This window comes from Pseudomonas sp. MAFF 730105, from assembly GCF_055380705.1.
In genome coordinates this window covers 3,392,632-3,417,736 of sequence record NZ_AP018438.1, presented here as the reverse complement: position 1 = coordinate 3,417,736, position 25,105 = coordinate 3,392,632, and the positions used below count along the sequence as shown (strand labels likewise).

Genomic DNA, 25,105 nt, shown 5'->3' with positions numbered 1-25,105 from the left:
TACTGACAGTTCGACCGTGGCGCGATGGGTTCGATCCATGGCCCTCTTACGATTGCTCAAGCCTCAACGCGTTGGCCAACACGCAGAGCGCAGTGTCCAGGTCGGTTGCACCACTCAAGGCATGCGTCACGCGCAAGTGCTGGGTATAAAGCCCTTGGATACTGAACAGTTCACCAGGGGCGATGACGATGCGCTGGGCCAGCAAACGCTGGAAAACCTGTCGCAGGTCCACCCGGCGCGACGATCGAATCCAGATCGTCGCGCCGCCCTGGGCTTCAACCCATTGCAGGCTATCCCCCAGCCGTTCTCGCAGCAGTTGTGTTGTCGAGGTCGCGCTTTCACGCAGCAGCCGCCGCAACACCAGCAGATGCTGGTCGATCCGACCGTTACTGTACAAACGCGCGATGGCCTTCTGCCGGATGGGCGACAGGCGAAACGCGCGCAGCAGGAAATGCCGCTGCAGTTGCAGGGTCAACTGACGCGATAGCACATAACCATAGGGGGCTTCAGGACCGATGGTTTTCTCGAAAGTGGAGTAGACGATCAGCCGGTCAGGGTCGAGCAGGTCGCGAAAAGGCACCACCCCGGCTTCGAAGACCAGGTCCGTGTAGCTGTCGTTCTCCAGCACCCAGGTACCGTGCAGATCCAGCAAACTCGCCACAGCCTGGCGGTTGTCCTCGGGAATGCGCGTCCCTCTGGGCATGTTCAACACCGAAGACAGCACCACCAGGCGCACGGTTTCGTTCTGTAGAAGCTGCTCCAGTTGCTCGAGACTGATGCCGCCGTCCGCCAACAACGGCAGCTCGATCACCTTGACGTCGGCGGCTTGCAGCAAGCGCAGAATCGTCCAGTCGCAAGGCGATTCGATCAGTACGGTGGCGCCCCTGAGCCCCAGCACGGCGATCAGGATCTCCAGCACACCCCGCAGATCGGCACCAATGTACACGTCGTCGGCCTTCCAACAGCGCGCCGGCGAGGAGGTGTAACGGGCCGCCAAGGCCGCGCGCAGTTCCAGCTCGCCCCAGGGCTGCGAAGGCATCTGGGAGGCGCGCGGATACTGGCGCAGCAGCTCGCGCTCGAGCAGCAACAGCGGGCTGTCCAGGGGTTGCATCGACGCCGGTTCGTCCGAGCTGAGCACCAGCATGCCTGGTCGCCGAGCATTGACGTAGAGCGTCTCGAGCAGGTCGTCGCCGCCGCCCAAGGCGACCACGCTGGGCACTGGCAGCGCGTAATAACCGGACTTGGCAATCGAGTAGACCCGCCCTTCCTTTTCCAGCAGCGAATAGGCGTACTGGATAGTGGAAATCGACACGTTCAAACGATCGGCCAGCTGCCGTAGCGACGGCAGTCGAACCCGGGAATCGCTTCCCAGCTCGCTGATCAGGGCCGTCAGGTAGCGATAGACAGCCTGGTAGGCGAAATCTGTTTCCCGTGAGCCCTTCATGGCTTCAGACCCGTTGGATGGCTCGCGACCGACCACGGCGAAACACCAGAAGCGGTGGCCGGATACAGGGTGGGTGAAGCCGTCAAACCGCCCCCCTCAATATCTGCCCGAACCTTCGCGCAGGCCATCGCCACCCAGCCCGGGCGCTTCGGCATCGGCGTTGTCGATGGCCTGCTGGGGGTCTATTCCCAGGGTGGTTTCGTGTTCCGGCAACGCTATGCTCGCCCCATAGAGCTTGCCGAGCATGTCGATCGACAGGCCGCTGACATCCACCATCCATTGCGCCACCTGATCGGCGACTGTCGCGCCCTGCATGGCCTTGTGCAGGTCCGGCATCGCCACCAGCATGCCGGGGTGACAACAACGCAGGAAATGCTCCAGCCCCGCGCCCTTCTCGACAAAGGGTGCGAACAGCATGCACACCAATTGCGCCTCGTTGAGCCCCAGGGTCGTTTGCGCTTCGGCGGCGGCCTGGGCACGGCGCTCCGCAATGGCCGAAGGCGGGCCGAACAGCTCCCGAGCCTGTTCGCAGACGTGTTCCGGCAGTTGCTTGCGGTGCATGATCATGATTGCCCGCTGCACATAGTCTCCGTAGCCCGCTTCGTAACTGCGTCCCTGCAGGCAAGCCGCTTGCAGGCCATGCAAATGGGCCGACAGCAGCGGACTGAGGTATTCGTTTTCCGGTGCCGAGGCGATAAGGTCGTCGGTCCGCACCCGCAGGAACTCACTGAACAGCAGCCAGTTCATTTCTTCGCAGCGATCGACGATCAGGTCATCGATGCCGATGTGCCCTACTCGCCGGCATGCCTCGAAATGGCCCTCGGGTTTCCACATGCCGAGGCGGTGCGATCCATAGAAATGCCGATAGAGATCGTCTCCCAGGGTATCGAGCTGCGCAAAGAGGTTGTCAAAGGTGGTGGTCGTTTCGATACCCAGGCCGATCTTGCGGGTCGCTCGTCGCAGGCCCGCCATGAACTGTCTCTGCTGGCGCGGCGTATCGCTGCTGACCAGGGAGTCCACTCCCGATTCCCAGCGCGCCATGTGGCGGTAGAACTCCGCCATGGCCAGGTAGCCGTCATCACCAATCTCCAAAGGGCTGTCGACCGAGCGAAGGTGACCCAGGACCAGCATGTCCATGCGGTTGGACTCGTGCCCGGCCACCGACAATGGCTGCCTGTGGTTGAACGGCACCACTTCGCGGTTATCCGCCATCAGCAGCTCTACACGGGGATCGTCATAGACGAACAGCGCGCTGTAGCAACGATGGATGTTTTCCAGGGTCGCCTGGGTGGTCTCGCTCAACCGCGGCGTGGCAACACGCAGGTCGAAGGTCACGGGATTCCTGCCGGCGATGCTCAGTTGCGCGGCTCTCAGCGCCGTCAGCACGTAAAAGCTGTCCCGGCTCCCGTTCAGGACCGTCAGTACGCGGTATTCACCGATCCGCTCAATGCCACCAGCGGCGACGATCAAACGCTGGATCAAGAGCTGCAACGCCGTACGCTCCGCACGAGAATAAAAACCCAACAGCCGCTGCAGTATCTGTTGATACACGTGAATCATTGCCTGCTCATGAATTGCGCTCATAACCATTTACCTGGAAGTTCAAATATCAGTGTCGCCCCACCCACGTGATCGCGCGACGTGTTCGGATGGAAGACTTATTTCACTACTGCGAAGAGTATTAGCAATACGCCCGAGCTTTGCTCGTCGTAACTATTTGATACATACAAGGGGCGTCGACCGCCGTCCGTGTCGCCAAAGCCTGAAAGCCGCCAATTCATTGGGCCTGACGTCCGTCTCGACGCGTCCTAGGAGAATTCCGACAGCGTCCCACAGACAATGAGTACGAGAAATAAAGAACTTACCGAACTTTAACTGACCGCTTACCTCATACTGTTTTCCCGATAATCGATAGAGGACCCCGCCCCCATTAACGCCTGAAGCATCTTGAACAGACATTGATGGATCAAGCCTTTCTGGAAACATGTATTGAGCCATGACTTCTTCCTTGAGCTGAAAACCAGCATTCAATTATCAGGACTTCAATAATGATTAGAAGATACAGATTGAGGGCAAAAACCAGTTCAGTTGCCGGCAAGGTAAACGGAGTCGTTGTGGACAGGCAGCCGGACACCCTCGCAAGTCGTGCGAGGGGCTGAAGCAGAAAAGGAGAGAAGAGGCCCGATCAGGCCGGAGGCAGCGCAAGAGCCAGGGACAATGACTCTTGCGCAAGACAGGAATCAGGCGGGATCAACAACCTGAAGGGCAACGCGCTCACGGCAAGGACATTCGTCCATGTAACGGTGAGCCTCGACAAACTCGGCGAACGGAAAGACCCGGGTCTTGAGTGGCAGCAGGACACGGTCGGCAGTCAGTTGATTGATATCGCGCAGTGCCCGCTGCACCGCCACCTGGTCCTGGATAATGCCCAGTTCCGGCTTGCCGGTGAAATTGCCGATGCAATGCACGAAGAACTGAATGTTCTTCTGAAACGCCGCGCAGGCCGGGAACGGTGTCTGGTTCCCCCCTTGCAGGCCATACAACACCAGGCTGCCTCGTGGGGCCAGGACATCGCCGAGCAGCGACATTTGCGGCCCGCCCAGGCCGTCGAACACCACGTCGACGCCACGATTGTCGGTGAGCTTGTTGATTTGCATCAGCAAGTCCTGCTCTTCCGTGACGATGACTTTCTCGGCACCCAGGGACAACAGGTACTCTCGCTCGTCAGCGGTCTTGGTGGCCGCGATCACCCGTACACCCAGCGCCTTGCCGAGCTGTACGAAGGAAGGGCCGGCGCAATGGCTGGCATCGGTGACCAGGGCGAACTGCCCGGGTTTGACTCGCGCCAGGTCAACATAGGCAAAATAGGCGACCAGCAGCGGCGTGTAGTGCACCGCGGCTTCGATCGGGCTCAAGACGTCCGGGTATCGGGTCAGCGCGGTGCGCGGCAACACGATGATCTCACCGTACACCGGATAATCGTTCGCGCTTTGTGCGGGGAAGCTGGCGACCTTGTCGCCCACGGCCAGATCGTCGACACCGTCGCCGACGGCCGTCACCACGCCGGCCATTTCATGGCCCAGGCCGGAAGGCAGGCGGGCCTGGGACGGCGCCAGGTTCTGGCGCCACAGGGTGTCATGCCAACTGATGCCGATCGCTTCGACACGGACCTGCACTTCTCCTGGCGCAGGGAGAGCCGCCGGCTGCTCTTCGCATTTGAGCACCTCGGCACCACCAAACTTGTGAAAACGGATCGTGCGGGACATCGCAAACCTCGTCAAAGTAACCTCTAATGCCATGAACTCTATCCGGGCTTTGTACCCAAGACCATCAGTGGCTATTAATAGTCGACATGCCTGTCATTGATTCCGCAGCAAGAAAACCAATCAGCCCCGCGGGGCAAATCCTACAAAAATTCATTTAGCCAGTGCAGAGTACCAGTCTTTCCCCGTAAGATTCATGCCGGTCATTGTTCGCATATGGCCGCTCACGTCAAGCTCGCCGAATCTGCCAGGACCCCAGATGAATCGCAATGACCTGCGTCGTGTCGACCTGAACCTGTTGATCGTATTCGAAACACTGATGCATGAACGCAGCGTGACCCGCGCCGCCGAGAAACTGTTCCTCGGCCAGCCGGCCATCAGCGCCGCGCTGTCGCGCCTGCGCAGCCTGTTCGATGACCCGCTGTTCGTGCGTACCGGGCGCAGCATGGAACCCTCGGCCCGGGCGATCGAAATCTTCGCCCTGCTCTCCCCGGCCCTGGATTCGATTTCCACGGCGGTCAGCCGCGCGGCGGAATTCGACCCGGCCACCAGCACCTCGGTGTTTCGCATCGGCCTGTCGGACGATGCCGAATTCGCCCTGCTGCCCATGCTGCTCAAGCGCCTGCGCGCCGAAGCCCCTGGCATCGTGCTGGTGGTGCGCCGGGTCAACTACATTCTGATGCCGAGCCTGCTGGCGTCCGGGGAGATCTCCATCGGCGTCAGCTACACCGACGACCTGCCGGCCAACGCCAAGCGCAAGGTGCTGCGCCGCAGCTCGCCCAAGGTGTTGCGGGCCGACACCGCACCGGGGCAACTGACCCTGGACGAATTCTGCGCACGCCCCCACGCCCTGGTGTCCTTCGCGGGCGACCTGAGCGGTTTCATCGATGAAGAGTTGGAAAAACTCGGCCGCAAGCGCCATGTGGTACTGGCAGTGCCGCAGTTCAATGGGCTGAGCACCCTGCTGGCAGGCACGGACATCATCGCCACCGTCCCCGACTACACCGCCGATGCACTGACCGCCGCCGGCGGCGTGCGTGCAGAAGACCCTCCGATCCCGGTGCGCAGCTTTGAATTGCACATGGCTTGGCGTGGTTCCCAGGACAATGACCCGGGGGAACGCTGGCTGCGGTCGCGGATTCAGATGTTCTTTGGCGACCCTGAGAGTCTTTAGGTTTCGTCGGACAGGCTGTTCGGCTGATCATTTCTGCCTTTCCCGCTGCTGTTCACAAACGCCACGCAAGGACGTTCTCACATCTGCCGGCGCAGCGGGCGAGGAAAATTTCAGATCTACTGCCGCTTAGAGGGCCCCCTCTCCAAGCGTTGTACATTCACATGTCTATGAGAAAAATTATCGCCCTACGGCGACGCATTTGATCTCCACGAGAAGGCCGGGGCGAGCCAGCTCGGCGACACCTATGCATGTCCATGCACAAGTACTCCGAGGAAAGACTTCATCTTTCACGCGTCTGAAAATTGGCATGTGGAGGTGCATATCGACGTGATAAGTTGTCATTTCGACGACATCTTCAAATGTGCAGCCACCGGCTTCCAAGACAAGCCGGAGATTGTCCCATGCTGCCAGAAACTGCTGCTCAGGGTCTTCGATAACTGATAATTCGGGCGTCCGGCCTACCTGGCCAGCGCAATAGAGCGTTTTTCCTACCTTTACAGCTGGTGCATAACCAGCATGCTCGCAGAGCAATCTCATGCTATCTGGAACGATGATCTGACGATCAGTCATGATTGTGGAATCCAATATATAAACGGATACGAAAGCTGACCCATATGCCAGAGCGGCGTCCACCCGGGTCACACGCGGAATCTGAACAATTGACCCGCCGCCTGCTTCCTTCAATGGATAGGATAATCAGAAGTCCACAGTAATCGCCGAAGCTGCAATCCCCGTAGAAATTCTAGCCAGCGGCGAAAGAGCTATCGAGAGCCGTCTGTTTCCCTCCTTCCTCTGAATCTGACTGGTCGAAAAGATGGCTCAAGGCTGGAGAGGGTTTGCGACGGTGCGAAATCCGAATATTGGGGGATCGCAGTGGCGCTCGCACAATCTCAATCGGCATCCAAGTGAGGGTTATCGCGGACAGAGCCACTGCAATGGCGAATGCATTCAGCCCTCCTCCGCAGATAACGTCAGAGGATATTTCGCTTTCTTCGCCACCAGAAGCACACGTGGCCCGGTCATCAAAGGACTTCAAGTAGAGCGGCCTATCCTCTTCATTCAGGCAACGCTGTTGGGTAACCTCACTGCTAGCCAAAACGCCTCGAACGGGGAAGTTGAAGTCCCCCCTATCCAGGCCACTGGCTCGCGTACCTGGTACTGATCGACTTGGTCTGCTCGGAGCGCTGTCCGCACGCCTGCGCCATGCCAACACTTGAAGCATTGCTTCCATCTCCTGTCGGCGTGACAAGTTCGTGGGCGAGTCTGATAACACCTGTGCGCTTGGTGTATCCGGCTGCTGCGAATGTGACCTGGACTGAGCCTGCATGAGCGAGCGGAAATCAGCGCCATTGGTAGGAGTTCGTATTTTGTTTTCTGAAGGCGGCAACACTGTTGGAGCTGGCGGTACCGCAGAAATAGCGGTCATAAGAGCACCTCATACAATAACGGATGGCATTACTCACTCCGATGCTCCTGCGTTGCCATGCACTAGCAGGACGGAACTGCGCTACTTCGACCTGCCTTATCAGATCCCGCTGAACCAGTTATATCCCTGGTCTTCCCAGTACCCGCCCGGGTTGTCGTTGCTCACGACAATCTCGACAACATGCTTGGGGTTTTTAAAGCCTAATTTGGTGGGTACTCGAACCCTGAGGGGATAGCCATACTCGGGCGGCAATGCAATGTCAGCGTAATCCAGTGCCAGCAGTGTTTGTGGGTGTAAGGCTGTTGGCATGTCCAGACTGGAGTAGTAACGATCAGCACATTTGAAACCGACAAATTTCGCTGTGGTGTCGGCCCCGATGTATTCCAGAAAGGTTTTGAGCGGTACACCTCCCCATTGCCCGATCGCGCTCCAGCCTTCAACACAGATCAAACGGGTGATATCGCTACGTTGCGGCAGCGTGCGTAAGCTTTCGAGTGTCCAGGGTGCCTTGTCCCTGACCCGGCCGGAGACGGCGAGCGAGTAACTTGCCGAGTCCACCTCTGGAATGTCGTCCTGACCATAGAATGCGTTGAACGGGAATGGCGTGGTGATCTGCGCCCTTGTGAAGGTCGGGGCCAGTTTCCGTCCACTGAACAGCCAGGCCTGGACCTGATCGTTCCAGCGCGACATGGCCCAAAGGACCTTGTCGACCTGATCACCGTCCTGCAAGTTGCAACCGGTCAGCATCGACATCGCGCCCACGGTCAAACCAGCACGAAGGAAATGGCGGCGCTGGATATTTTCCAGCTCAAGCTGTTGCGCAGGTTCAAGCCTGATGCGCTGAACAGTTCTTTCTTTGCGTTCAATCATGGCTTTTTTCCCCGGTTTTCCAAAGACCGCACACCACCTGTAATCATTGGCAGCAGGGTCCTGGGCACCAGCATTACCAACGCAAGATGAATCACGACGAATGCAGCAATCACCGCCATCGCCCCGAAATGTACATAACGTGCAATGTCATAGCCGCCCAGCAGCGCGACCAACGCTTGAAGTTGAATGGGCTTCCAGATCGCCACGCCCGAGATAACGACGAGTGCGCCTGCCACCAGCACCATCCAGTACATCAGACGCTGCACTGCGTTATAGACGCCTTTTTCATGCACCAGCCGTAAGCGCAAAGCGTCCGTCAAGTCATGCTTCAACGCAGCAAGCCCTATGGGCAGCAACTCACGTTTGAAATGCCCACTGGCGAACCCATACAGCATATAAATGGCGCCGTTGATCAGCAGCAGCCACATGAATGCGAAATGCCATGCCAGCGCTCCACCCAGCCAACCGCCCACGGTCACTGCCAACGGAAACCTGAAGCCGAACAGTGGCGAGGCGTTGTAAATGGCCCAACCGCTCATGAACATGCAGGCCATGCAGGCAGCGTTGAGCCAGTGGGTGAGGCGAACCGGCCAGGGATGAAGCTTTTTCTGTCTCACGTGTTTCCCCTTGGAAGCCATCCATGTAGCGGAGCGTTGCCAAACGGCAGCGCGCAGCCTTTCAAGTGATTACATCGGCGGTTGGAAGCCATCCTTGCCAACCGCAATGCCGCGCGCGGTGGTTCCATCTGCTGCCGGGAACACGACAATTTTCGTACCTTTGACCAGTTCATCGGCTTTGCCTGGCTCGACGTAGGCGATTGGCACATCATCCGGTACGACGATTTGTTTCTCGCCGCCCTTGTAGTTGACGGTCAATGTACGGCCGTCCGCCTTGGACAGTTTCCCCACGGTACCGTTGGTCATGGTGCCTGTGCTGCCATCCGCGTTCTGCCAACCGTAATGACCTTCGCCGCTGCCCTTGAGGCTGGCGTCGAATACCGTGACCTCCAGCGCCTTCAATGTTCCGTTGGCCTGAGGGATGGCCGCAGAACCAATGAAACTGTCGGATTTGATCGAGTCGATATTGGCCTTCGATACCCGGTTGATACCGGTCTTGTCTGTCAGTCCGATAGTCTGCTGAGCGCCAGAGCGGACAGTGAATGTCAGAGTATTGTTGCTGACGCTTTCCACCGTGCCACGCAGAGGTTTGATTACCGGCATGTCGGCCGCGGTGGCGATGACGGCAGCACTGAGCATCAACAGACCGAACGTGGTAGATAGGGCGTGTTTGCGTTGCATGGCGACGATTCCTCATTGGTTGATGTGCCGCCATCCTCGTCCGCAGACCGGGACGTCACGATGACCGCCGAATGACATTTTTGTCATTCGCCAGCCCCTTCCAATGAATGACAGAAATGTAACCAACTGCGCCGGCTCATCTCGTTACACTGCGCAGCCGATATACCGATGTCGCGGGCTGAATCCCGTCATGAAGAGACCCGAGCGCGCCTCACGATGCATATCCTGCTGATCGAAGATGACACCAAAACAGGTGAGTACCTCAAAAAGGGGCTCGGCGAGTCCGGTTACAACGTCGACTGGACCCAGCATGGTGCCGACGGCCTGCACATGGCCTTGCATACCACCTACGACCTGATCGTGCTGGACGTCATGTTGCCCGGGATCGACGGGTTCCAGATCATTGAGCTCTTGCGCGCCAGACAAGACGTACCCGTGCTGTTCCTCACCGCGCGCGACCAATTGCATGACCGCATTCGCGGCCTGGAACTGGGCGCCGATGATTACCTAGTCAAACCTTTTTCGTTTACCGAACTGCTGTTACGCATCCGCACCATTTTGCGTCGCGGAGTAGCGCGCGAAGCCGACCATTTCCACCTCGCAGACTTGGAGCTGGATCTGGTGCGGCGCCGCGTTACACGCCAACAGCAGGTGATCGTGCTGACCAACAAGGAGTTCGCCCTGCTGCATCTGTTTCTGCGCCGGGCAGGCGATGTGCTGTCAAGGACACAGATCGCTTCGGAAGTCTGGGACATGAATTTCGACAGCGATACCAACGTGGTGGACGTAGCGGTCAAGCGTCTGCGCAACAAGGTCGACCAGCCCTATCCGATCAAGCTGATCCATACCATTCGCGGTATCGGCTATGTCTGCGAGGTGAGGCCATGCGGTCCCGACGTCCACCCTCTCTGACCCTGCGATCGACCGTGGCGTTTTCCATGGTAGCGATGCTGGCCGTGGCCGGTGCGGGCGTCTATCTGTATCAGACGATGAAAGCCTCGGTATTGATATACAGCGATCATGCGGTCATGGGCCGTTTGGAGCACTTTCGTAAGCTGCTGCACTACGAACTCGCCATCGAGAAACTGCGCGACAGCCCGCAGATTTTCAAGAACATGCTCGACAGTGAAGACGACATATTCATCATTGAAGAACCCGGACAGCAACCGGTCATCCAGGTAAATCCACTCAACGTCACGTTGCCTGAACTGCCCGTGATCGGCCAGGATACAAAGCTGAGCGTCAGTGACCTGCGCAGCGGCGTGACCAACTCGGGAACAATGCTGCGCGCCGCCACCATCGTCACCACGTCAGGTGGGCGCGAAGTCCGACTGACGGCAGCGCACCTCATGGGCAAGGAAATGGCTATGCTCGCGGCGTATCGCGAACGTATCTACCTGGCCGTTGCCCTTGCCTTTCTAGCGACAGCGTTGCTGGGTTACCTGGTGCTGCGTCGAGGGCTGCGCCCGTTGCGAAAAATGGCCGCCCATGCGGCAGCCATAACACCCGAACGTCTCCACAGCCGCATGGACAGCGCCGATACGCCGGTTGAACTGCAACAACTGAGTGACGCCTATAATGCGATGCTCGATCGCCTTGCTCAGGGTTATCAGCGATTGACGCAATTTTCCGCGGACCTGGCCCATGAAATCCGCACGCCGGTGGGGTCGCTCATGGGGCATTGCCAAGTCGCGCTACGCCAGCGCCGCAGCGAGGACGACTATCAGGCACTGATCGCGTCGAACCTTGAAGAGCTCGAACGGATCTCGCGCATCGTCGAAAGCATTCTGTTCCTTGCACGCGCCGATGAGTCGCACGCGGTGGTGGAGCGCCAGCAACTATCGCTCCATGACGAATCACAGCGCATTGCCGAATATTTTGAAGGCTTGGCTGAAGAGCGGCGAATGACCGTACAGATAACAGGCGATGGCAACGTGCTCGCAGACCCTTTGCTGCTGCGCAGAGCCTTGAGCAACCTGGTGGCAAACGCCGTTCGCTATGCCTACGAGGGCACCGAGATCCAGATGCGGGTGATGGAAACTCCCGGTGGAGCCCGCATTGAAGTGGAGAACCTGGGGCCTGTGCTGAGTGACGAAACCTTGGGCAAACTCTTCGACCGCTTTTACCGCGGCGATGCGTCTCGCCACCAGAACTCTGACTCCTACGGCCTTGGCCTCGCCATCGTCGTGGCAATCATGCAACTGCATGGAGGTCACGTGCGTGTCGAACAGCCAAAGCCCGGGATTATCCGCTTTACGCTGTCATTCCCTGCAGCTTGAACGACATCAGCGGACATCGCTTGTCGTTCGCGGCTCTTACTGAACATCATGTCATCGCTTTGAAAGCGTACTCAGGCGCTGATGTTGGCTCACTGCGTACTTTTCATCGCCCGCTACGGGTACCCAATCTTTCAACGGTGTCAGGAAGTGCAGTTCAAAACGACGTGACAAGAACGCCCATCTTCCGTCCCGCCGTTCAAACCTGTCGTGGTACAGCCCGCTGACTTGAACCGGGCCTTTTTCAATGTCATGAAACAGGCAATCCGCAGCTACCGTACCCGCCGCGCTGTCACCTTCGATTTCAATCAGCGGGTTAGCCATCCAGTGATGCATGTGTGGCATCTGTCGCCAGCTGTTTTGCGCCATCGCGAGGATTTCTTCACGGTTCCCGGCTTGGCCGAAACCCGGAAGATCCAGTGTCGATTCTTCATGCCAGATACCGCTCAGGAGCGACACGTCGATGCGGTCGAAGGCATTGGCGTAAGCGCTGATCAGCGACTCCAGAGCGACGCGGCTTTCCAGTGCATCCAGTCGGAGAGTCAGTTCTTCAATGTTCATGATGAGGTTTCCTGCCGAGGCTTTGCAAAAGCGACAAAGGCAGCCCTTGTCAGGGCTGCGCTACGGTACAACAAGTGTTCAGATCTGCGACAGGCCGCCATCGACCATCAGCTCCACACCGTTCACATATTTCGCATCGGCAGACGCAAGGAACAGCGCTGACGAGGCGATTTCTTCAGGTTGGGCCATATACCCCAGCGGAGTGATCTGCTCGACGTGTTGGCGCAGCGCGGCAATGTCGCTTTCGCTCATCTTCAAGCCGTTATCCATCAGAGGCGTGCGGGTGAAGCCAGGGCTCAGAACATTCGCTCGAATTTTGCGCCCCTTGAGTTCGTTGGCCCAAGTCCTGGCGAAGGACCGCACTGCAGCCTTGGATGCGTTGTAGAGGCTCAGTCCTTCCATGCCATTGCTGGAACAGATCGAGGCCGTCAGCACGATCGAAGCGCCATTTTTCAACAACGGCATCAATGTCTGCACGGTAAAAAAGACCCCCTTCACGTTGATGTCGAACATGTTGAAATAGGCGGCCTCGGTGGTCTCGCCCAGCGGGTTCTTTTCGCAAATACCTGCGTTGGCAAACACTGAGTCCAGTTGATCGTTGCGCGCCTCAATCGTCGCCTTGAGCTTGTCTAGATCAGCCTGGCGGGCGACATCGGAAATGACCGCGACCGCCCTATCGCCAAGCTTGGCCACCGCCGCCTCCAGCGTAGCTGCCGAGCGCCCGGTGAGGTAAACGCGCTTGGCGCCCTCAGCAATCAAACCCTGTGCAATTGCAAACCCGATCCCGGTGGACGCCCCGGTGACGACGGCAACCTGATCAGCGAATTTACCTGACATATCTGACTCCTCAATCTCGGTTGTGTGGCTCGATTGGAGCCACAGTGCTGCCATTTTGCGAGGAGTCAGGGGCTGGGCGGCACTGCCATAAATGAACATTGGACGTTCATTTATGTGAGGCGTAAGGGACGGTTTGATCGTTTAGATTGGAGTCAGCTGATTCAGAGCATGACCCGCAATCGAGAATATTCTGGAACCGAAGGGTTCCAGGAAGGAGACCTTATGCCTCAGAAAGAAATCGCCCTCCCGGAACCGCGGCGCTGGTTGATGTTTGCCATCTTGCTAGTCGGTGCATTTTTACCGCCGCTGGATTTTTTCATCGTCAATGTAGCGCTGCCTTCAATTCAGCAATCCCTGGGCACGGCTTCCTCCGCAGAACAGTTGATCATCTCCTCGTATGCGGCGCTTTATGCCGTGACGCTGATTACCGGCGGACGACTGGGAGACATCTTTGGCCGCATGAGAATGTTCTTCGTTGGCCTGATTGGCTTTGCCATTGCCTCACTGATCTGCGGTGTCGCCGAGTCCCCCTGGGTGTTGATCGCCGGACGCTCGCTGCAAGGCGTGACGGCAGCCATCATGGCGCCTCAGGCACTCGCATCGGTGCAGGCGATATTTCCCGACTCCGAAAAGCCCTTGGCACTGAGCCTGTATGGCGCGGTCTTTGGTCTGGCATCGGTAGTCGGCCAGGCACTTGGCGGAATATTGATATCGCTCAACCTGATGGATTTGGGCTGGCGGGCGATATTTCTGGTGAATTTACCGATTGCGTTGCTGGTCATCCTGATCGCCATTCCTGTGGTCAAGGAAACACGCGCGCAACAGGCCAGCAAGCTGGATCTGGGCGGAACGCTACTGTCCATGGTGACGCTTGCGGCTCTGATCATTCCACTGATCGAAGGGCGCGAAGCGGGCTGGCCTTTGTGGGCCTGGCTGTCGCTTGCAGCGGTGCCGCTGCTGGCCTGGCTGTTCTGGCGCTACGAAGCCCGTTTGCATCAAGCGCAAGGCGTACCGTTGCTTGATCCTGCCGCACTGCGCGCGCCCGGGCTGGGCCGGGCTTTGCTCGTCGCGCTGACCTTTTACGCGATCGGCGTGTTCTTCCTGCTGTTTTCCATTTATTTACAGGGAGCGCTGCACACGAGCCCACTCAATGCAGGCCTCATCTTCCTTCCTTTCGGCGCTGGATTTTTGCTGGGACCGCTTTCCACCCCTCAGTTCAGGCGTTTTCTGGGGGCGTACGTCAATCCGCTCGGCATGGGGCTTGAAGTGTTGGGATTCATTCTCCTGGCCTGGCTCGTGGCGCACACGCCGATGTCCGTCAGCCCCGCTGCGCGGCCCCTTGCCGTCGTCCTCTTTCTGATCGGCTTTGGACAGGGGCTGGCACTCCCGACACTCATGCGCATGATCACAGGACGTGTGGCACCGATGTATTCCGGCATGATTGCGGGCGTTACCAGCTCCACCCTGCAAATCAGCACATCACTGAGCGTGGCAATAATAGGTGGCATTTTTTACACCCTTCTGGGCACGGATACCAACGCGTCTGCCATCACCCACGCCTTCACCGTCTCCATCCTCTGCATCGCAGCATGCCTGGCGGTAGGCGCGGGACTAAGCCTGACCCTGGCGCGCCAACCTGCTGCAGAGCTGCAAACGGCGGCCATGCGCCCAGCAGAGTGAGTCAACCGTCTGCCTGATTGCCGATCATGATGGAGGCAAGGTCGGCAAGCGCACGAAGGCTGTCCATCTGGCGCATGTCCTGGTGGTAGCCCATCCATATGTCGCGGCCCGGTGGCGGCTCGTGCGAATCAATCAGCCTCAGCGCCGTCAATTGGTCGCCCAGGGCGCGGGGCAATACGGCAACGCCCTGCCCCTGCGCGCACATTTGCGCCTGGACTGTGCGGCTGCTACTGGTGAACACGGTACGCGCCAGAGGGTAACGCTGCTGCAGCCACTGCACATCGGGATAATGAGACTGGGCAACACTCATGGTGATCAAACCAACCCCTTCGCCCTGTGGCTCGGGGTCAGCAGTTCCGACGGCCGTGTATAACCCGTAGCTCAGGGAGATCAGCTTGCGGTGAACTATATCGGGTTCGGTGAAAGGGACGATTCGAAACGCGATATCGGCGTCGCGACGAGCCAGGTCAAACAATCGATGCCCAGCGATAACCTCAGGCACGATCAGAGGGTAACGTCGCCCCAGTTCACTCAGGACGGGGGCCAGCACATAGCAGGCAAACCAGTCAGCGCAAGAAATGCGCAGCACACCTTCTGGCTGTGCGCTGTCGCCCGCCAGTCGCCTTTCGATGGCCAACGCACTTTGCTCCATTTCCTGCGCCAGGCTGAGCAGTTTCTCGCCGCTGTCGGTGAGTACCAGACCCTGCGTGGTGCGCAGGAAAATGGGCTGGCCACTGGACTGCTCAAGCACCTGCAAGCGCCGCCCCACGGTCGGATGGCTAACACCCAGCAGCTTGGCGGCAGCGCCCAATGACCCACCGCGGGCAATCGCGAGAAAGACCCGCACATCACTCCAGTCCATGCCCTGCCCCCGTACAAAAATGAACAGTGAGAGTGCAGCAATGGCAGTGCCGTAGCAATCCCGCGCCCGACATACTTGTCTGCATTCACCTTCGTCGAATACCAACCGGGGACTGTAAATGAACATTGGTTTTATCGGTGTGGGAAGCATGGGCAGAGCGATCATTCCACGGCTCGTCCGGGCTGGCCATCACGTCTCGGCATGGAACCGCAGTCACGCTTCGATCATGGAACTTGAAGGCATCAGCGTTCTCGAATCGCCGGCCTTGGCATTCAAGCAAGAGGTCGTCATCAGCCTGCTGGCCGATGACACCGCCGTCAGGGAAGTGCTGCTGTCCAGCGCAGCTCTGGAAAATGCGGACAGGGCCTGCGTGCACGTCGTGATGTCGACCTTGTCGCCTTCGCTCATGTTGGAGTTGCAGGACGTGCATGATGCGATCGGCATGGCGTTGATCGCGGCACCGGTTTTCGGTGTGCCCGCCGTGGCGGCCAACGGCGAATTGAATATCCTGGCGGCCGGATCGCAGGCGGCTGTCTTGACGGCTCAACCGCTGTTTGACCTGCTCGGGAAAAAGACCTGGTACCTGGGCGATCAGCCTGAGCACGCGTGTATCGCGAAAATCGCTGGCAACATGATGATCACGCAAGCCATCCAGTCGCTGGGCGAAGCAAGCGAACTCGTTCAGCGCCACGGACTCAGCCCCTCGATTTTCATCAACCTCATGACCCAGACCCTGTTCGCCTGCCCTAGTTACCAACGCTATGGGCAAAACATCGTCAACCGCAGTTTTGAACCGGGTTTCAAACTGTCTCTTGGTCTCAAGGATATCAATCTGGCTATTGATGCGGGCCGTCTCAAGGACCTGGAACTAGCTGCTGCGGAAGCTGTGCGATCGAAAATGACCTCGGCGGTGGCCCGGGGGGACGGCGACAAGGACTGGTCGGCTTTCGCTATGCAGACCGCTAGCAGGTCAACCGATCATGCCGCGCAACCCTGGCGAACCGCACCGGTAAAACGCTCGCGGCGTGGCAACTTCTGGGTGACCGGAACCCGCATTACCCAGAACGGTAAAAGCTTCCAGAAGGGACCAATGTATGTAGCCTGGGAAGCCCCCGAGCACATCACTCAAACCTATCCCGTGGTGCTGGTACACGGTGGCACGCTTCAGGGCACCGAGTGGCTGGATACCCCCGACGGTCGCCCGGGTTGGGCGCAGCGGTTCCTCGAAGCGGGCTTTGTAGTCTTCCGCGTCGACCGACCGGGTCACGGGCGATCGCCCTATCATCCCGACATCATGGGGCCGATGGGGCCCGCATTTTCCTATGAGCGCGCCCGCGAAGTCTACTTTCCAGAGGGAGGCGGAGAAACGCAGTGGCCGTTTGAGCCGGATGACGAAGCAGCATTTGACGCCTTCATTGCAGCCTATGGTCCTATGCCGGCTGACCTCGCAGCTTCGCAGGCTCTAGACGCGGATCGACTGGCCGAATTGCTCGACAGAATCGGTAAGGCCATCATCGTTACGCATTCTGCTTCCGGGCCCAGTGGCTGGTTGGTCGCCGATCGTCGACCCGACCTGATCGCAGGGATTGTGGCGGTAGAGCCTATGGGGCCGGTCTTTGGCCACACGCCGGGTATAGGCAGCCTCGAATGGGGACTGACCGCCGCCCCTTTGACCTTTGATCCGCCTCGCAAGACGGCAGAGCAAGTCCGCACAGCAGAACCATCAACCCTGAAAATTCCCGGATTGCAGGGCATTCCGGTAGCGCTGGTGACCGGCGAGACATCAGCGTTTGCTTCTTACGCATCCAGCATCGTCCCTTTCCTGCGAAATGCCGGTGCCAACATTCACCACCTGGATCTACCGGCACTGGGTATTCACGGCAACGGCCACGGATTGATCTATGAACGCAATTCCGATGCGGCTTTCAAGGTAGTCACGCAGTGGCTGAAGAAATCGTTGGGCATGCCCGATCCCGCGTAAAGCACCTGTTCAGGTTCTCCGTCCAATCATGAAAGGACCCAGGGATAGGTACAAACAAGACCCTTAGAATGGGCCTGTCCCGTGACAACGGACACCAAGACGCTGGTTATCCAGCCTTGTGCCTCAAGCCTTTGGCATATTCGTTCGCAGAACAGCAGCCCACACACCCGGCGCGAGCGCCTGCTCCTCCCGATCTTCAATGGCAACCGCTGCCCGCATGGCCACGGTGTAACCGAGCTACGTTCTGATCGATGCGGCCTTGGATCGTGCGCAAGGTGTCTTGAGTAATAACCTGTGGGTATAGGTTTTCGGCGATGCTTGCAAACCGGCTCGCCACATCGCAAATGCCGTCAATCATTCTGCCGGCAACGTCCGGTGGCACCTCGGCTTCCTCGGCAAGCCGAAGCATTTGCGTGCGAGAAATGGACAGGGCTTCCCCCATCACATCCATCTGGTGATATCCACTTGGCCCCTCGCAGAAGGTCACGTCGTAAGCTGGCGACAATCTCCATTGACCGTCTTGCGACATGATGTAGGCAAAGTTCTTGGGATGATCGTCTCTGTTGTTGAACGCTACATTGAAGACCGCACGTTCGAAGGCCACCGCCATCTCTCGCACATCGTTGGTACACATCTGTGTTGCCCGCAAGAAGTTGACGTAGTCCAACACCCCTGGAGACCGGTAATTTGCCCCCGTGAAGGCCGCGAGGCTTTGCATGGGTACGCGCAGACCATCGCGACGGTCAAATCGCTTGCTGGCAAACGCCGCCAACCCATCAGGCAGACTGAAGTACTGCGTGTCAGGGGTCTCGATACCGCACATGCGCAAGCATTCGGCGTAGACCATTTCGACAGCGCACACCTCTGCATGCTCTTCTTTGGCCGGGAACTTGACCAGCCATGCTTCAAAACCCGCCGTCACGGCAGTGGTAAAACGGCCAGTTTCGGGATCGCGATAGACGAGGGCCTTAGGCCTCGCACCTTGAGGCGAGCCGCCCACCAGCAGCAACGTCTGCAGGAACTCGCCACCGTCTCCATGGAGTACTTCCTGCACTTCGGCGGCAAGCTGCTCCAGCGGGATATGGACTTCAGACGCCTGCCCTTCTGGTACCACGGGTTCAAACGTCATGGCCCCCATTGCATTGCAACCGATGTAGGCCAGCCGTTCCAGTGAGCCGATACGCGCCGTGGTGAGCCCGCGGCGCCTGAACATACGGTCCATCAGCAACATACCCCACCCGTCCGGCAAGGAGTCGTAAACAGGCCCTGGCAAGTACAGTTGGTGATCTGGAAAATCTCGGCGCAATTGAGCCCCCTCCAACGGGAGCGTGTAGGAGGACAGTTCCAAGCCCCTTTGCCTGGCTTCATTGCTGTACTCGAACACGATCAGCGGGCGCCCGGTCAGGGCAGTCGTGGAGACCAGCGTGCCCCATTGCCATCTCTCGCCCCAGCCCTCGTAGAAGACGTTCACCTGCTCAAGCATTGCCGGGCTTCCTCTTTGTACGAAGACGATTGGCGCTGTTTTCGTAACGCCGAATATCTTCAATGCTGTCCAGCTTTGGCAGGAACAGGCCTTCAAGTTCCTTGGTTCGGCCAAGAGCCATTGCCACCCGAACGACGTTCTCGAATCCGACATTGCGCCCGGCTTCAAGGTTGGAGACTGTGTTTGTGCCGATGCCGGCACGTCCGGCCAAGTCGGCTTGTGTCATGTCCCGCGCCAAGCGCTCTGTGCGCAAGCGATCGCAGAGGCGCTTGACGACCTCACCCGGCTTGCTGAAGCTTAAATCCAACATAGCATGTACCTAACCCATTCTTTGCCGGTTAATCCACAAAATTATAGAATTAACGCTCGCCCCCTATCAAGCAACTTAATTCCCTAATCCTGTGCCTTATCGCCCAATTTCTAGCTTTGAATACAACTTAATGGATTTATCTATCATAGCGCCAACAGGCAGGGATAATTATTGAGAGCCGTTCAGAACCGTACTCTGGGTGAAGGCTTGCCTTCTACCCAAGCCCAGGGCGCGTTGGGGCAAAAATGGGGGCAAGCTAAATGATAGGGTTGCGCCCGATCACTACTGGAGAAGAAACGCCCGGCATTCAGGGTCGCAGTAACCCTTGTTGTTTTAGGTATTGCTCGGCAAGCCCGAGCTGGAAACCGTGCGGGTCAATCAGCCCGGGCGAATGACTATCAGCGCGAAGCGGTCAAGCCGTTGAAGAACCGCGCGGCGTTTTCATCGAGAGTGGCGATGTCGTAACCGCCTTCCTGCACCACTACGCACGGCAGGCCCAGCGCCTTGATTCGCTGCCCCAGCATCCGGAAACCTTCATCGCTAACGGCGACCTTGGACTGCGGGTCGTTTTCGTAGATATCAAAGCCTAGCGACAGCACCAGTACGTCCGGGGCGAAGGCGCGTAAGGCAGCCTCTGCCTGGTCCATGCAGGCGAAGAAATCCGCCTCGCTGGAGCCGTGGGCCATCGGCAAGTTCAAGTTGAAACCCTTACCTCGGCCAGCGCCGGTTTCGTCGTCGAAGCCGGCCACTACCGGGTAAAAGTTGGTGGGGTCGCCATGGATCGACACGTAGAGCACGTCATCGCGGTCGTAGAAAATCTCCTGGATACCCTGACCGTGGTGCATGTCAGTATCCAGCACCGCGACTTTGGCGAAGTTGCCTCGCAACACCTGGGCAGCAATCGCCGCATTATTCAGAAAACAGAAGCCGCCAGCGCCTTCGGCACGGGCATGGTGTCCCGGTGGACGGCACAGTGCGTATGCGGCGTCATCGCCTTCGATAATCGCCTGGGCGGCGGCTACCGCACTTTGCGCTGACCAGTAAGCGGCCTGCCAGGTGTATTGGCCAATCGGGCAACTGCCGTCGGCCAGGTAGCGGGCGGTCTTGCCCAGGATTCCGCGCAGCGGATTGCCCTCGCGGATGAAAATGTTCGACATCACCTCATCGCCCCAGTCCTCAGGCACCTCGTGCCATTGCTGGTAAGCGCTGCTCAGGTATTCCAGATATGCCGGGCTGTGCACCGCGGCCAGTGGCGCCAGACCGGAGTCGGCAGGTTCCAGCAGCGGGTAGCCGAGCTTCTTGACCACCGTCAGCAGCGGGTCGATACGCGCGGGGATCTCTAGCGGCTCGCGCATTTGCCCACGGGACAGGTAGGAGCGTGGATGGTGCAGACGCTGTGCCGGATGGAAAAATGTTTTCATGGATGACCTCATGCCAAGACAATTCAGAATGCACACGCCTCGCGCCGACAACGCAGCACGCAACGCAGTGATTAGTTCTCTGTCCGCTCAATAACCCTGTATGGGATCGACCAGATTCTTCAGTGCCAGTCCCGCCGTCAGCCGCGAGACGTTGTCGGCGACCTGCTGGGCGATGCATTGATCCGAGGCGGCAGACGCCATGTGCGGTGTCACCCATACCCCAGGGGTGTGCCATAGCGGCGAATCCGCAGGCAGCGGTTCCTGTTCAAACACATCAAGCAAGGCGCCACGCAGTTGCCCGCTGGCCAGGGCCTGTTGCAGGTCCAACTGATTGAGGTGCTGGCCGCGTCCGCAATTGATCAAGGCGCTGCCTCGCGCCATGTACTGGAACACCTCGCAGCCCAGTACACCTTGTGTGGCGGCGGTCAGCGGCAGCAAGTTGACGAGCACATCCAGCTCCGCAAGAAACTCCTGCAGCGCGGACGCTCCACTGAAGGTGTTCACACCGTCGATTACCCGAGGCGTGCGAGCCCAACCGCGCACGTCGTAGCCGGCCTCGGCCAGCCGCGTGGCCACCGGTGCCCCGATCGCTCCGAGGCCCATCACCCCGACCTTGAAGCCTTGCGCACGGCGCTGCAGCGGACGTTGCCAGCGTTGCGTGGCGTTGCCGGTTATGACCTGGTCGAAGCCGCGGTGAAAGTGCAGCACACCCCAGTGCACGTACTCGCTCATACCCTGGGTGTGATCGGGGTCGACGACCCGACATACCGGCAGCGCGGGGTCACGCGAAGGGTCCTGGGCCAAATGATCGACACCCGAGCCAATCGAATACACCAGGCGCAAGTTCGGTAAGGCACCGAGGCTGCCCGCTGGCGGGAACCAGCACACCGCGATCTGGGCCTGCTGTGCGCCTGGGTCTTCAGGGCGCAGCACCTGCAAGTGCGGCGCATGGCTGGCGAACAGTCCGGCCAGCCAATCGGTCAACGCCGGGTTCTGGCACAACAACACGAGACTGGCCATGGTCAACTGCACCAATCGGCGCGCTGCTCGTCGATCAGACTGAGCGCGGCCTGCCAGGCCAGATCAATGATCCCGTCGATCCCGTCACGGCTGAACTGCGCAGCAGTGTGGAGGCATACGGCTTCGTCCGGGACGTTCAGCGCCACCCCGGCGGACATCGCCTGGATCTGCGCCTGGCAGGCGCGCTCCAGGAAGTAGATCTCGTGGAACGCCGCAGCCACGCTGCCACCGGCCGCGAGCAGGCCGTGGTTACGCAGGATCATCGCTTTGTGTGAGCCCAGATCGGCGATCAGCCGCTCGCGTTCCTCCAGCGATAACGCGATGCCTTCGTACGTGTGATAAGCCAAGTTGCCGTAGAACTTCAAGGCATGCTGGGTCAGCGGCAGCAGGCCGTCGCGCTGGGCCGCCACTGCCATACCGCTCGCGGTGTGGGTGTGGATGATGCAGTGCAGGTCCGGGCGCGCTTCATGGATGGCAGAGTGGATGACGAATCCGGCGGCGTTGACCTTGCCACCGTTGTAGCTGCTTTCGACCAAGTTGCCTTCCAGATCGATCAACACCAGATCGCTGGCGCGCATTTTTTCAAACGCCACGCCGTAACGGTTGATCAGAAAATAACGCTCCGCCCCCGGTACACGCAGGGTGATGTGAGTGTCGATCAGGTCGGTCATACGGTAGTAAGCGATCACGCGATACAGCGCTGCCAACTCGCAGCGCGATTGCCATTCGATCTCTGACATGGCGAGGGGTTTGCTCATCATGCAACTCCTTGGCTGGTGGACAGGCTGACCGGGTTGGTGTTGACGCTGCGCAGATGCGCCAGCCCCAACACCCCAGTCAGCGACATCAGGGCCAATACGCTGAAGAACAGCGCCAAAGGCACCCATTGCCCCGTGAACTGAGCGGCGATGAAGGTGCCTATCATCGGTGTCAGGCCTCCGGTCAAGCCACTCCCGAGTTGATAGGCTATGGAAATACCCGAATACCGCACCCGCGCCGGGAACGCTTCAGCCATGTAGCCGGCAATCACTGCATACAGCGCCGCCAGCAGGATCACAGCCAGGGCAATGCCGGTCGTCATGTAGAAGAGGTTGCCGGTCTGTACCAACAAAAACATCGGATACGGCACCACGATACACAGCGACGCCACCCACCTGAGGAACCGTCCTTCACCCAGCCGCTCGGCCAGCAGTGCCGAACAGGGTTGCGAAAGGAACTGCAGGATGGTGACAACAAACAGGCAATCCAGGATCGTGGTTTTGGCGATGCCCTGATACTGGGTGACGTAGGTGATCATGAAGGTGTTGGTGAAGAAGAAACCGCCCGAACCGATGGTGACGGCCAGTGCAGCGAACAGAATGTTCTTCCAGCCAGTGCGCAGCACTTCCATTACCGGGCTGTCAGAGGTCTGGGCGCTCTCCTTGACCTCGGCGAACTCTGGCGATTCAGGCACACCGAAGCGAATCGCCAGACCGACTATCATCAGCACGCCGCTCATCAGAAATGGAATGCGCCAGCCCCAACTCATCAGGGCTTCCTGTTCCATTTCACTGATCAAGCGAAATGCAATCAGCGCCAGCAACAGGCCAGCAGGGCTGCCCCATTGGGCGAACGAAGCAAAAAACACTTTGCGTCCCTTGGGCGCATGCTCGCTGGCCATGAGTACCGCGCCGCCCCACTCGCCGCCGACTGAAATACCTTGCAGAAGCCGTAGCAACACCAGGCCGACGGGCGCCCAGATGCCTACCTGGGCGTAAGTGGGCAGCAAGCCTATACCGGTCGTCGCAACGCCCATCAGCACGATGGTCACCAGCAGCATTTTCTTGCGGCCCAGGCGGTCACCCAGATGGCCGAATACCATCCCGGCGAACGGCCGAGCGATGAAGCCCACAGCGAAGCTGCCGAACGCGGCCATGGTGCTGAGCATCGGGTTTTCACTGGGAAAGAACAGTTGCCCCAACACCAATGCCGCAGCGAAGGCATAGATGTAGTAGTCATAGAATTCGATGGTGGTGCCGATAAATGCGGCGGCTGCGGCACGCCGTGGCGTGGAGGTTTTGCTGGTCATCTGAGGCTCCCGGGAATCATTGTTATAGGCAGGAGATAAGTCATGCTTGAGCATGAAAATCGCACTCTCACGGTGCATTGCTGGATGGTGCGCCAAGCCCTATGCTAGGAAAAGCTTCTAATCTAAATACTTGAGTATAAGCCTGAGCAATAATGACTCTCTCATCGTCTGGTCTTCAGCGGGACCCCGAAGCAAAGCGTTTTCTCAATGATCGTCTGGACTGGAACCTGTTGCGCACCTTCCTGGTTATCGGTCAGGAGGGCAGCATCAGCCGGGCCGCTGCCCGTCTGCACTTGAGTCAACCGGCAATCAGTCAGGCGCTCAAAAGACTGGAGGAGCAACTTGCCAGTGAGCTGGTAGTGCGTCGCGGGCCTCGCATTACGCTGTCCAAGGCCGGCGAGGAAGTCATGCAGATCGCTGCGGAGATTTACGGCACGATCTCCCGTTTAGGCCCGGCGCTGGATGCGCCTGCCGAGTTGGTCACGGGTAAAATCAGGCTGCTGACCATCAGCCGTATCCAGTCTCGCACCTACGATGAATTCCTGGCGCAATTCCACAATGAGTTTCCTCAAGTGGAACTGGAAGTTGATGTGCTGCGCAGCTCGGATGTGATCAGCGCGCTGCTTCAAAAGACCGCGTCTTTCGGTTTGAGCCTGTGCCGAACACCACAGCCCCGCCTCGAACAGCGGGTGATGCTGGAACAGCGATATGCGTTTTTCTGTGGGAAGCGCCATCGGCTGTTTGGTCGCAAGAACCTGACCTTGTCAGACCTGCAAGGCGAAAATTTCGTGAGTTTCACCAGTGACCAAATCGGCGGCAATTTATCGCCGCTCACAGTGTTCAGGGATCAGCAAGGTTTCACCGGGCGCATTGTTGCGTCCTCGCCCAGCCTGGATGAAATCTTGCGTTTGGTCGCTGCCGGATATGGCATTGGCTGCCTGCCCGAACACATTGTCGCCGCTGATGTGCAAGCCGATGAAATCTGGCGCCTGCCGCCCTGGGAGGGCGTCAGCGATGTGAACGTCTATTTGCTCTGGAATCGCGAACAAAAGATGACCCGCGCCGAGTCGGTCTTTCTGGAGCGCTTCCAGCAGATGCTTATGACGACGGACGTGGCGGGAAGGTTTTAGC

The 25,105-nt window shown here is 58.8% G+C and carries 22 protein-coding genes; 6 read left to right on the top strand and 16 right to left on the bottom strand.

Annotation, left to right across the window (positions count from 1 at the left end; all coding sequences use genetic code 11):
• Positions 1-46: 46 nt before the first annotated feature.
• From PCOSP_RS15015 to PCOSP_RS15005, 3 genes are all read right to left on the bottom strand, one after another.
• Positions 47-1,444 (bottom strand): aminotransferase-like domain-containing protein, encoded by a 1,398-nt coding sequence (locus PCOSP_RS15015; protein WP_464708836.1) that lies wholly within the window; start codon positions 1,442-1,444, stop codon positions 47-49.
• Positions 1,445-1,540: 96 nt separating this feature from the next.
• On the bottom strand, positions 1,541-3,028 hold the full coding sequence (locus tag PCOSP_RS15010) for a hypothetical protein (protein ID WP_464708835.1): 1,488 nt from the start codon (positions 3,026-3,028) through the stop codon (positions 1,541-1,543).
• A 656-nt stretch (positions 3,029-3,684) separates the two neighbouring features.
• Entirely contained in the window at positions 3,685-4,710 is a 1,026-nt protein-coding gene (locus tag PCOSP_RS15005) for a zinc-dependent alcohol dehydrogenase family protein (protein ID WP_139645618.1), read from the bottom strand.
• A gap of 256 nt (positions 4,711-4,966) precedes the next feature.
• Here PCOSP_RS15005 and PCOSP_RS15000 point away from each other — a divergent pair, with 256 nt between their 5' ends.
• Positions 4,967-5,881, top strand: coding sequence for a LysR family transcriptional regulator (locus PCOSP_RS15000; protein WP_139645616.1), 915 nt, complete (start codon positions 4,967-4,969; stop codon positions 5,879-5,881).
• Between the two features lie 177 nt (positions 5,882-6,058).
• Here the strand turns inward: PCOSP_RS15000 and PCOSP_RS14995 are convergent, their stop codons facing one another.
• The 4 genes from PCOSP_RS14995 to PCOSP_RS14980 all read right to left on the bottom strand — a co-directional run bounded on the left by PCOSP_RS14995 (position 6,059) and on the right by PCOSP_RS14980 (position 9,475).
• Positions 6,059-6,451 (bottom strand): RidA family protein, encoded by a 393-nt coding sequence (locus tag PCOSP_RS14995; protein WP_175384930.1) that lies wholly within the window; start codon positions 6,449-6,451, stop codon positions 6,059-6,061.
• Between the two features lie 955 nt (positions 6,452-7,406).
• On the bottom strand, positions 7,407-8,177 hold the full coding sequence (locus PCOSP_RS14990; RefSeq protein WP_464708833.1) for a molybdopterin-dependent oxidoreductase: 771 nt from the start codon (positions 8,175-8,177) through the stop codon (positions 7,407-7,409).
• Entirely contained in the window at positions 8,174-8,815 is a 642-nt protein-coding gene (locus PCOSP_RS14985) for a cytochrome b/b6 domain-containing protein (RefSeq protein ID WP_464708832.1), read from the bottom strand. The genes PCOSP_RS14990 and PCOSP_RS14985 overlap by 4 nt, the downstream gene beginning before the upstream one ends.
• Positions 8,816-8,863: 48 nt before the next feature.
• Positions 8,864-9,475 carry a hypothetical protein gene (locus PCOSP_RS14980; protein WP_175363373.1) on the bottom strand — a complete coding sequence of 204 codons (612 nt, stop codon included), beginning with the start codon at positions 9,473-9,475 and terminating at the stop codon, positions 8,864-8,866.
• A gap of 216 nt (positions 9,476-9,691) precedes the next feature.
• Between PCOSP_RS14980 and PCOSP_RS14975 the strand changes: the two genes are divergently transcribed.
• Together PCOSP_RS14975 and PCOSP_RS14970 are read left to right on the top strand one after the other, a co-directional pair.
• Positions 9,692-10,387: a heavy metal response regulator transcription factor gene (locus PCOSP_RS14975; RefSeq protein ID WP_464708830.1), complete on the top strand. Its 696-nt coding sequence runs from the start codon at positions 9,692-9,694 to the stop codon at positions 10,385-10,387.
• Positions 10,360-11,754, top strand: a complete 1,395-nt coding sequence (locus PCOSP_RS14970) for a heavy metal sensor histidine kinase (RefSeq protein ID WP_464708828.1) — start codon at positions 10,360-10,362, stop codon at positions 11,752-11,754. Before PCOSP_RS14975 ends, PCOSP_RS14970 begins: the two co-directional genes overlap by 28 nt.
• Positions 11,755-11,805: 51 nt before the next feature.
• Here PCOSP_RS14970 and PCOSP_RS14965 read toward each other — a convergent pair whose 3' ends face one another.
• Both PCOSP_RS14965 and PCOSP_RS14960 read right to left on the bottom strand, forming a co-directional pair.
• Positions 11,806-12,312: a nuclear transport factor 2 family protein gene (locus tag PCOSP_RS14965; RefSeq protein WP_175384935.1), complete on the bottom strand. Its 507-nt coding sequence runs from the start codon at positions 12,310-12,312 to the stop codon at positions 11,806-11,808.
• A gap of 78 nt (positions 12,313-12,390) precedes the next feature.
• On the bottom strand, positions 12,391-13,149 hold the full coding sequence (locus PCOSP_RS14960; protein WP_024778525.1) for an SDR family oxidoreductase: 759 nt from the start codon (positions 13,147-13,149) through the stop codon (positions 12,391-12,393).
• Positions 13,150-13,371: 222 nt separating this feature from the next.
• Between PCOSP_RS14960 and PCOSP_RS14955 the strand changes: the two genes are divergently transcribed.
• Complete coding sequence (locus tag PCOSP_RS14955; RefSeq protein ID WP_175363375.1) at positions 13,372-14,829, top strand: MFS transporter; 1,458 nt, start codon at positions 13,372-13,374, stop codon at positions 14,827-14,829.
• Between the two features lies 1 nt (position 14,830).
• On the opposite strand, the gene PCOSP_RS14950 is transcribed toward PCOSP_RS14955, so the two are convergent.
• A complete protein-coding gene (locus tag PCOSP_RS14950; RefSeq protein WP_464711942.1) occupies positions 14,831-15,691 on the bottom strand; it encodes a LysR family transcriptional regulator in 861 nt (286 codons plus the stop codon).
• 118 nt (positions 15,692-15,809) lie between these two features.
• Here PCOSP_RS14950 and PCOSP_RS14945 point away from each other — a divergent pair, with 118 nt between their 5' ends.
• Positions 15,810-17,672, top strand: coding sequence for an NAD(P)-binding domain-containing protein (locus PCOSP_RS14945; protein WP_464708826.1), 1,863 nt, complete (start codon positions 15,810-15,812; stop codon positions 17,670-17,672).
• Between the two features lie 196 nt (positions 17,673-17,868).
• On the opposite strand, the gene PCOSP_RS14940 is transcribed toward PCOSP_RS14945, so the two are convergent.
• The 6 genes from PCOSP_RS14940 to PCOSP_RS14915 all read right to left on the bottom strand — a co-directional run bounded on the left by PCOSP_RS14940 (position 17,869) and on the right by PCOSP_RS14915 (position 23,974).
• Complete coding sequence (locus tag PCOSP_RS14940) at positions 17,869-19,155, bottom strand: type II toxin-antitoxin system HipA family toxin (RefSeq protein WP_464708825.1); 1,287 nt, start codon at positions 19,153-19,155, stop codon at positions 17,869-17,871.
• The gene (locus PCOSP_RS14935) at positions 19,148-19,465 is read right to left on the bottom strand and encodes a helix-turn-helix domain-containing protein (protein WP_055136979.1); all 318 of its coding nucleotides are present in this window, start codon (positions 19,463-19,465) and stop codon (positions 19,148-19,150) included. Before PCOSP_RS14935 ends, PCOSP_RS14940 begins: the two co-directional genes overlap by 8 nt.
• Positions 19,466-19,863: 398 nt before the next feature.
• Complete coding sequence (locus PCOSP_RS14930) at positions 19,864-20,886, bottom strand: histone deacetylase family protein (RefSeq protein ID WP_464708823.1); 1,023 nt, start codon at positions 20,884-20,886, stop codon at positions 19,864-19,866.
• 87 nt (positions 20,887-20,973) lie between these two features.
• Positions 20,974-21,906: a 2-hydroxyacid dehydrogenase gene (locus tag PCOSP_RS14925; RefSeq protein WP_265074969.1), complete on the bottom strand. Its 933-nt coding sequence runs from the start codon at positions 21,904-21,906 to the stop codon at positions 20,974-20,976.
• Positions 21,907-21,908: 2 nt separating this feature from the next.
• Positions 21,909-22,664 (bottom strand): class II aldolase/adducin family protein, encoded by a 756-nt coding sequence (locus PCOSP_RS14920; protein ID WP_055136976.1) that lies wholly within the window; start codon positions 22,662-22,664, stop codon positions 21,909-21,911.
• Positions 22,664-23,974 (bottom strand): MFS transporter, encoded by a 1,311-nt coding sequence (locus PCOSP_RS14915; RefSeq protein ID WP_055136975.1) that lies wholly within the window; start codon positions 23,972-23,974, stop codon positions 22,664-22,666. The genes PCOSP_RS14920 and PCOSP_RS14915 overlap by 1 nt, the downstream gene beginning before the upstream one ends.
• A gap of 152 nt (positions 23,975-24,126) precedes the next feature.
• Between PCOSP_RS14915 and PCOSP_RS14910 the strand changes: the two genes are divergently transcribed.
• Entirely contained in the window at positions 24,127-25,104 is a 978-nt protein-coding gene (locus tag PCOSP_RS14910; protein WP_024778534.1) for a LysR family transcriptional regulator, read from the top strand.
• Position 25,105 lies beyond the last annotated feature (1 nt).

Excerpts from the sequence above, each read along its gene's own strand:
- PCOSP_RS15015 (WP_464708836.1), bottom strand. The coding sequence starts at position 1,444 with ATGAAGGGCTCACGGGAAACAGATTTCGCCTACCAGGCTGTCTATCGC.
- PCOSP_RS15010 (WP_464708835.1), bottom strand. The coding sequence starts at position 3,028 with ATGAGCGCAATTCATGAGCAGGCAATGATTCACGTGTATCAACAGATA.
- PCOSP_RS15005 (WP_139645618.1), bottom strand. The coding sequence starts at position 4,710 with ATGTCCCGCACGATCCGTTTTCACAAGTTTGGTGGTGCCGAGGTGCTC.
- PCOSP_RS15000 (WP_139645616.1), top strand. The coding sequence starts at position 4,967 with ATGAATCGCAATGACCTGCGTCGTGTCGACCTGAACCTGTTGATCGTA.
- PCOSP_RS14995 (WP_175384930.1), bottom strand. The coding sequence starts at position 6,451 with ATGACTGATCGTCAGATCATCGTTCCAGATAGCATGAGATTGCTCTGC.
- PCOSP_RS14990 (WP_464708833.1), bottom strand. The coding sequence starts at position 8,177 with ATGATTGAACGCAAAGAAAGAACTGTTCAGCGCATCAGGCTTGAACCT.
- PCOSP_RS14985 (WP_464708832.1), bottom strand. The coding sequence starts at position 8,815 with ATGGCTTCCAAGGGGAAACACGTGAGACAGAAAAAGCTTCATCCCTGG.
- PCOSP_RS14980 (WP_175363373.1), bottom strand. The coding sequence starts at position 9,475 with ATGCAACGCAAACACGCCCTATCTACCACGTTCGGTCTGTTGATGCTC.
- PCOSP_RS14975 (WP_464708830.1), top strand. The coding sequence starts at position 9,692 with ATGCATATCCTGCTGATCGAAGATGACACCAAAACAGGTGAGTACCTC.
- PCOSP_RS14970 (WP_464708828.1), top strand. The coding sequence starts at position 10,360 with ATGCGGTCCCGACGTCCACCCTCTCTGACCCTGCGATCGACCGTGGCG.
- PCOSP_RS14965 (WP_175384935.1), bottom strand. The coding sequence starts at position 12,312 with ATGAACATTGAAGAACTGACTCTCCGACTGGATGCACTGGAAAGCCGC.
- PCOSP_RS14960 (WP_024778525.1), bottom strand. The coding sequence starts at position 13,149 with ATGTCAGGTAAATTCGCTGATCAGGTTGCCGTCGTCACCGGGGCGTCC.
- PCOSP_RS14955 (WP_175363375.1), top strand. The coding sequence starts at position 13,372 with ATGCCTCAGAAAGAAATCGCCCTCCCGGAACCGCGGCGCTGGTTGATG.
- PCOSP_RS14950 (WP_464711942.1), bottom strand. The coding sequence starts at position 15,691 with ATGGACTGGAGTGATGTGCGGGTCTTTCTCGCGATTGCCCGCGGTGGG.
- PCOSP_RS14945 (WP_464708826.1), top strand. The coding sequence starts at position 15,810 with ATGAACATTGGTTTTATCGGTGTGGGAAGCATGGGCAGAGCGATCATT.
- PCOSP_RS14940 (WP_464708825.1), bottom strand. The coding sequence starts at position 19,155 with ATGCTTGAGCAGGTGAACGTCTTCTACGAGGGCTGGGGCGAGAGATGG.
- PCOSP_RS14935 (WP_055136979.1), bottom strand. The coding sequence starts at position 19,465 with ATGTTGGATTTAAGCTTCAGCAAGCCGGGTGAGGTCGTCAAGCGCCTC.
- PCOSP_RS14930 (WP_464708823.1), bottom strand. The coding sequence starts at position 20,886 with ATGAAAACATTTTTCCATCCGGCACAGCGTCTGCACCATCCACGCTCC.
- PCOSP_RS14925 (WP_265074969.1), bottom strand. The coding sequence starts at position 21,906 with ATGGCCAGTCTCGTGTTGTTGTGCCAGAACCCGGCGTTGACCGATTGG.
- PCOSP_RS14920 (WP_055136976.1), bottom strand. The coding sequence starts at position 22,664 with ATGAGCAAACCCCTCGCCATGTCAGAGATCGAATGGCAATCGCGCTGC.
- PCOSP_RS14915 (WP_055136975.1), bottom strand. The coding sequence starts at position 23,974 with ATGACCAGCAAAACCTCCACGCCACGGCGTGCCGCAGCCGCCGCATTT.
- PCOSP_RS14910 (WP_024778534.1), top strand. The coding sequence starts at position 24,127 with ATGACTCTCTCATCGTCTGGTCTTCAGCGGGACCCCGAAGCAAAGCGT.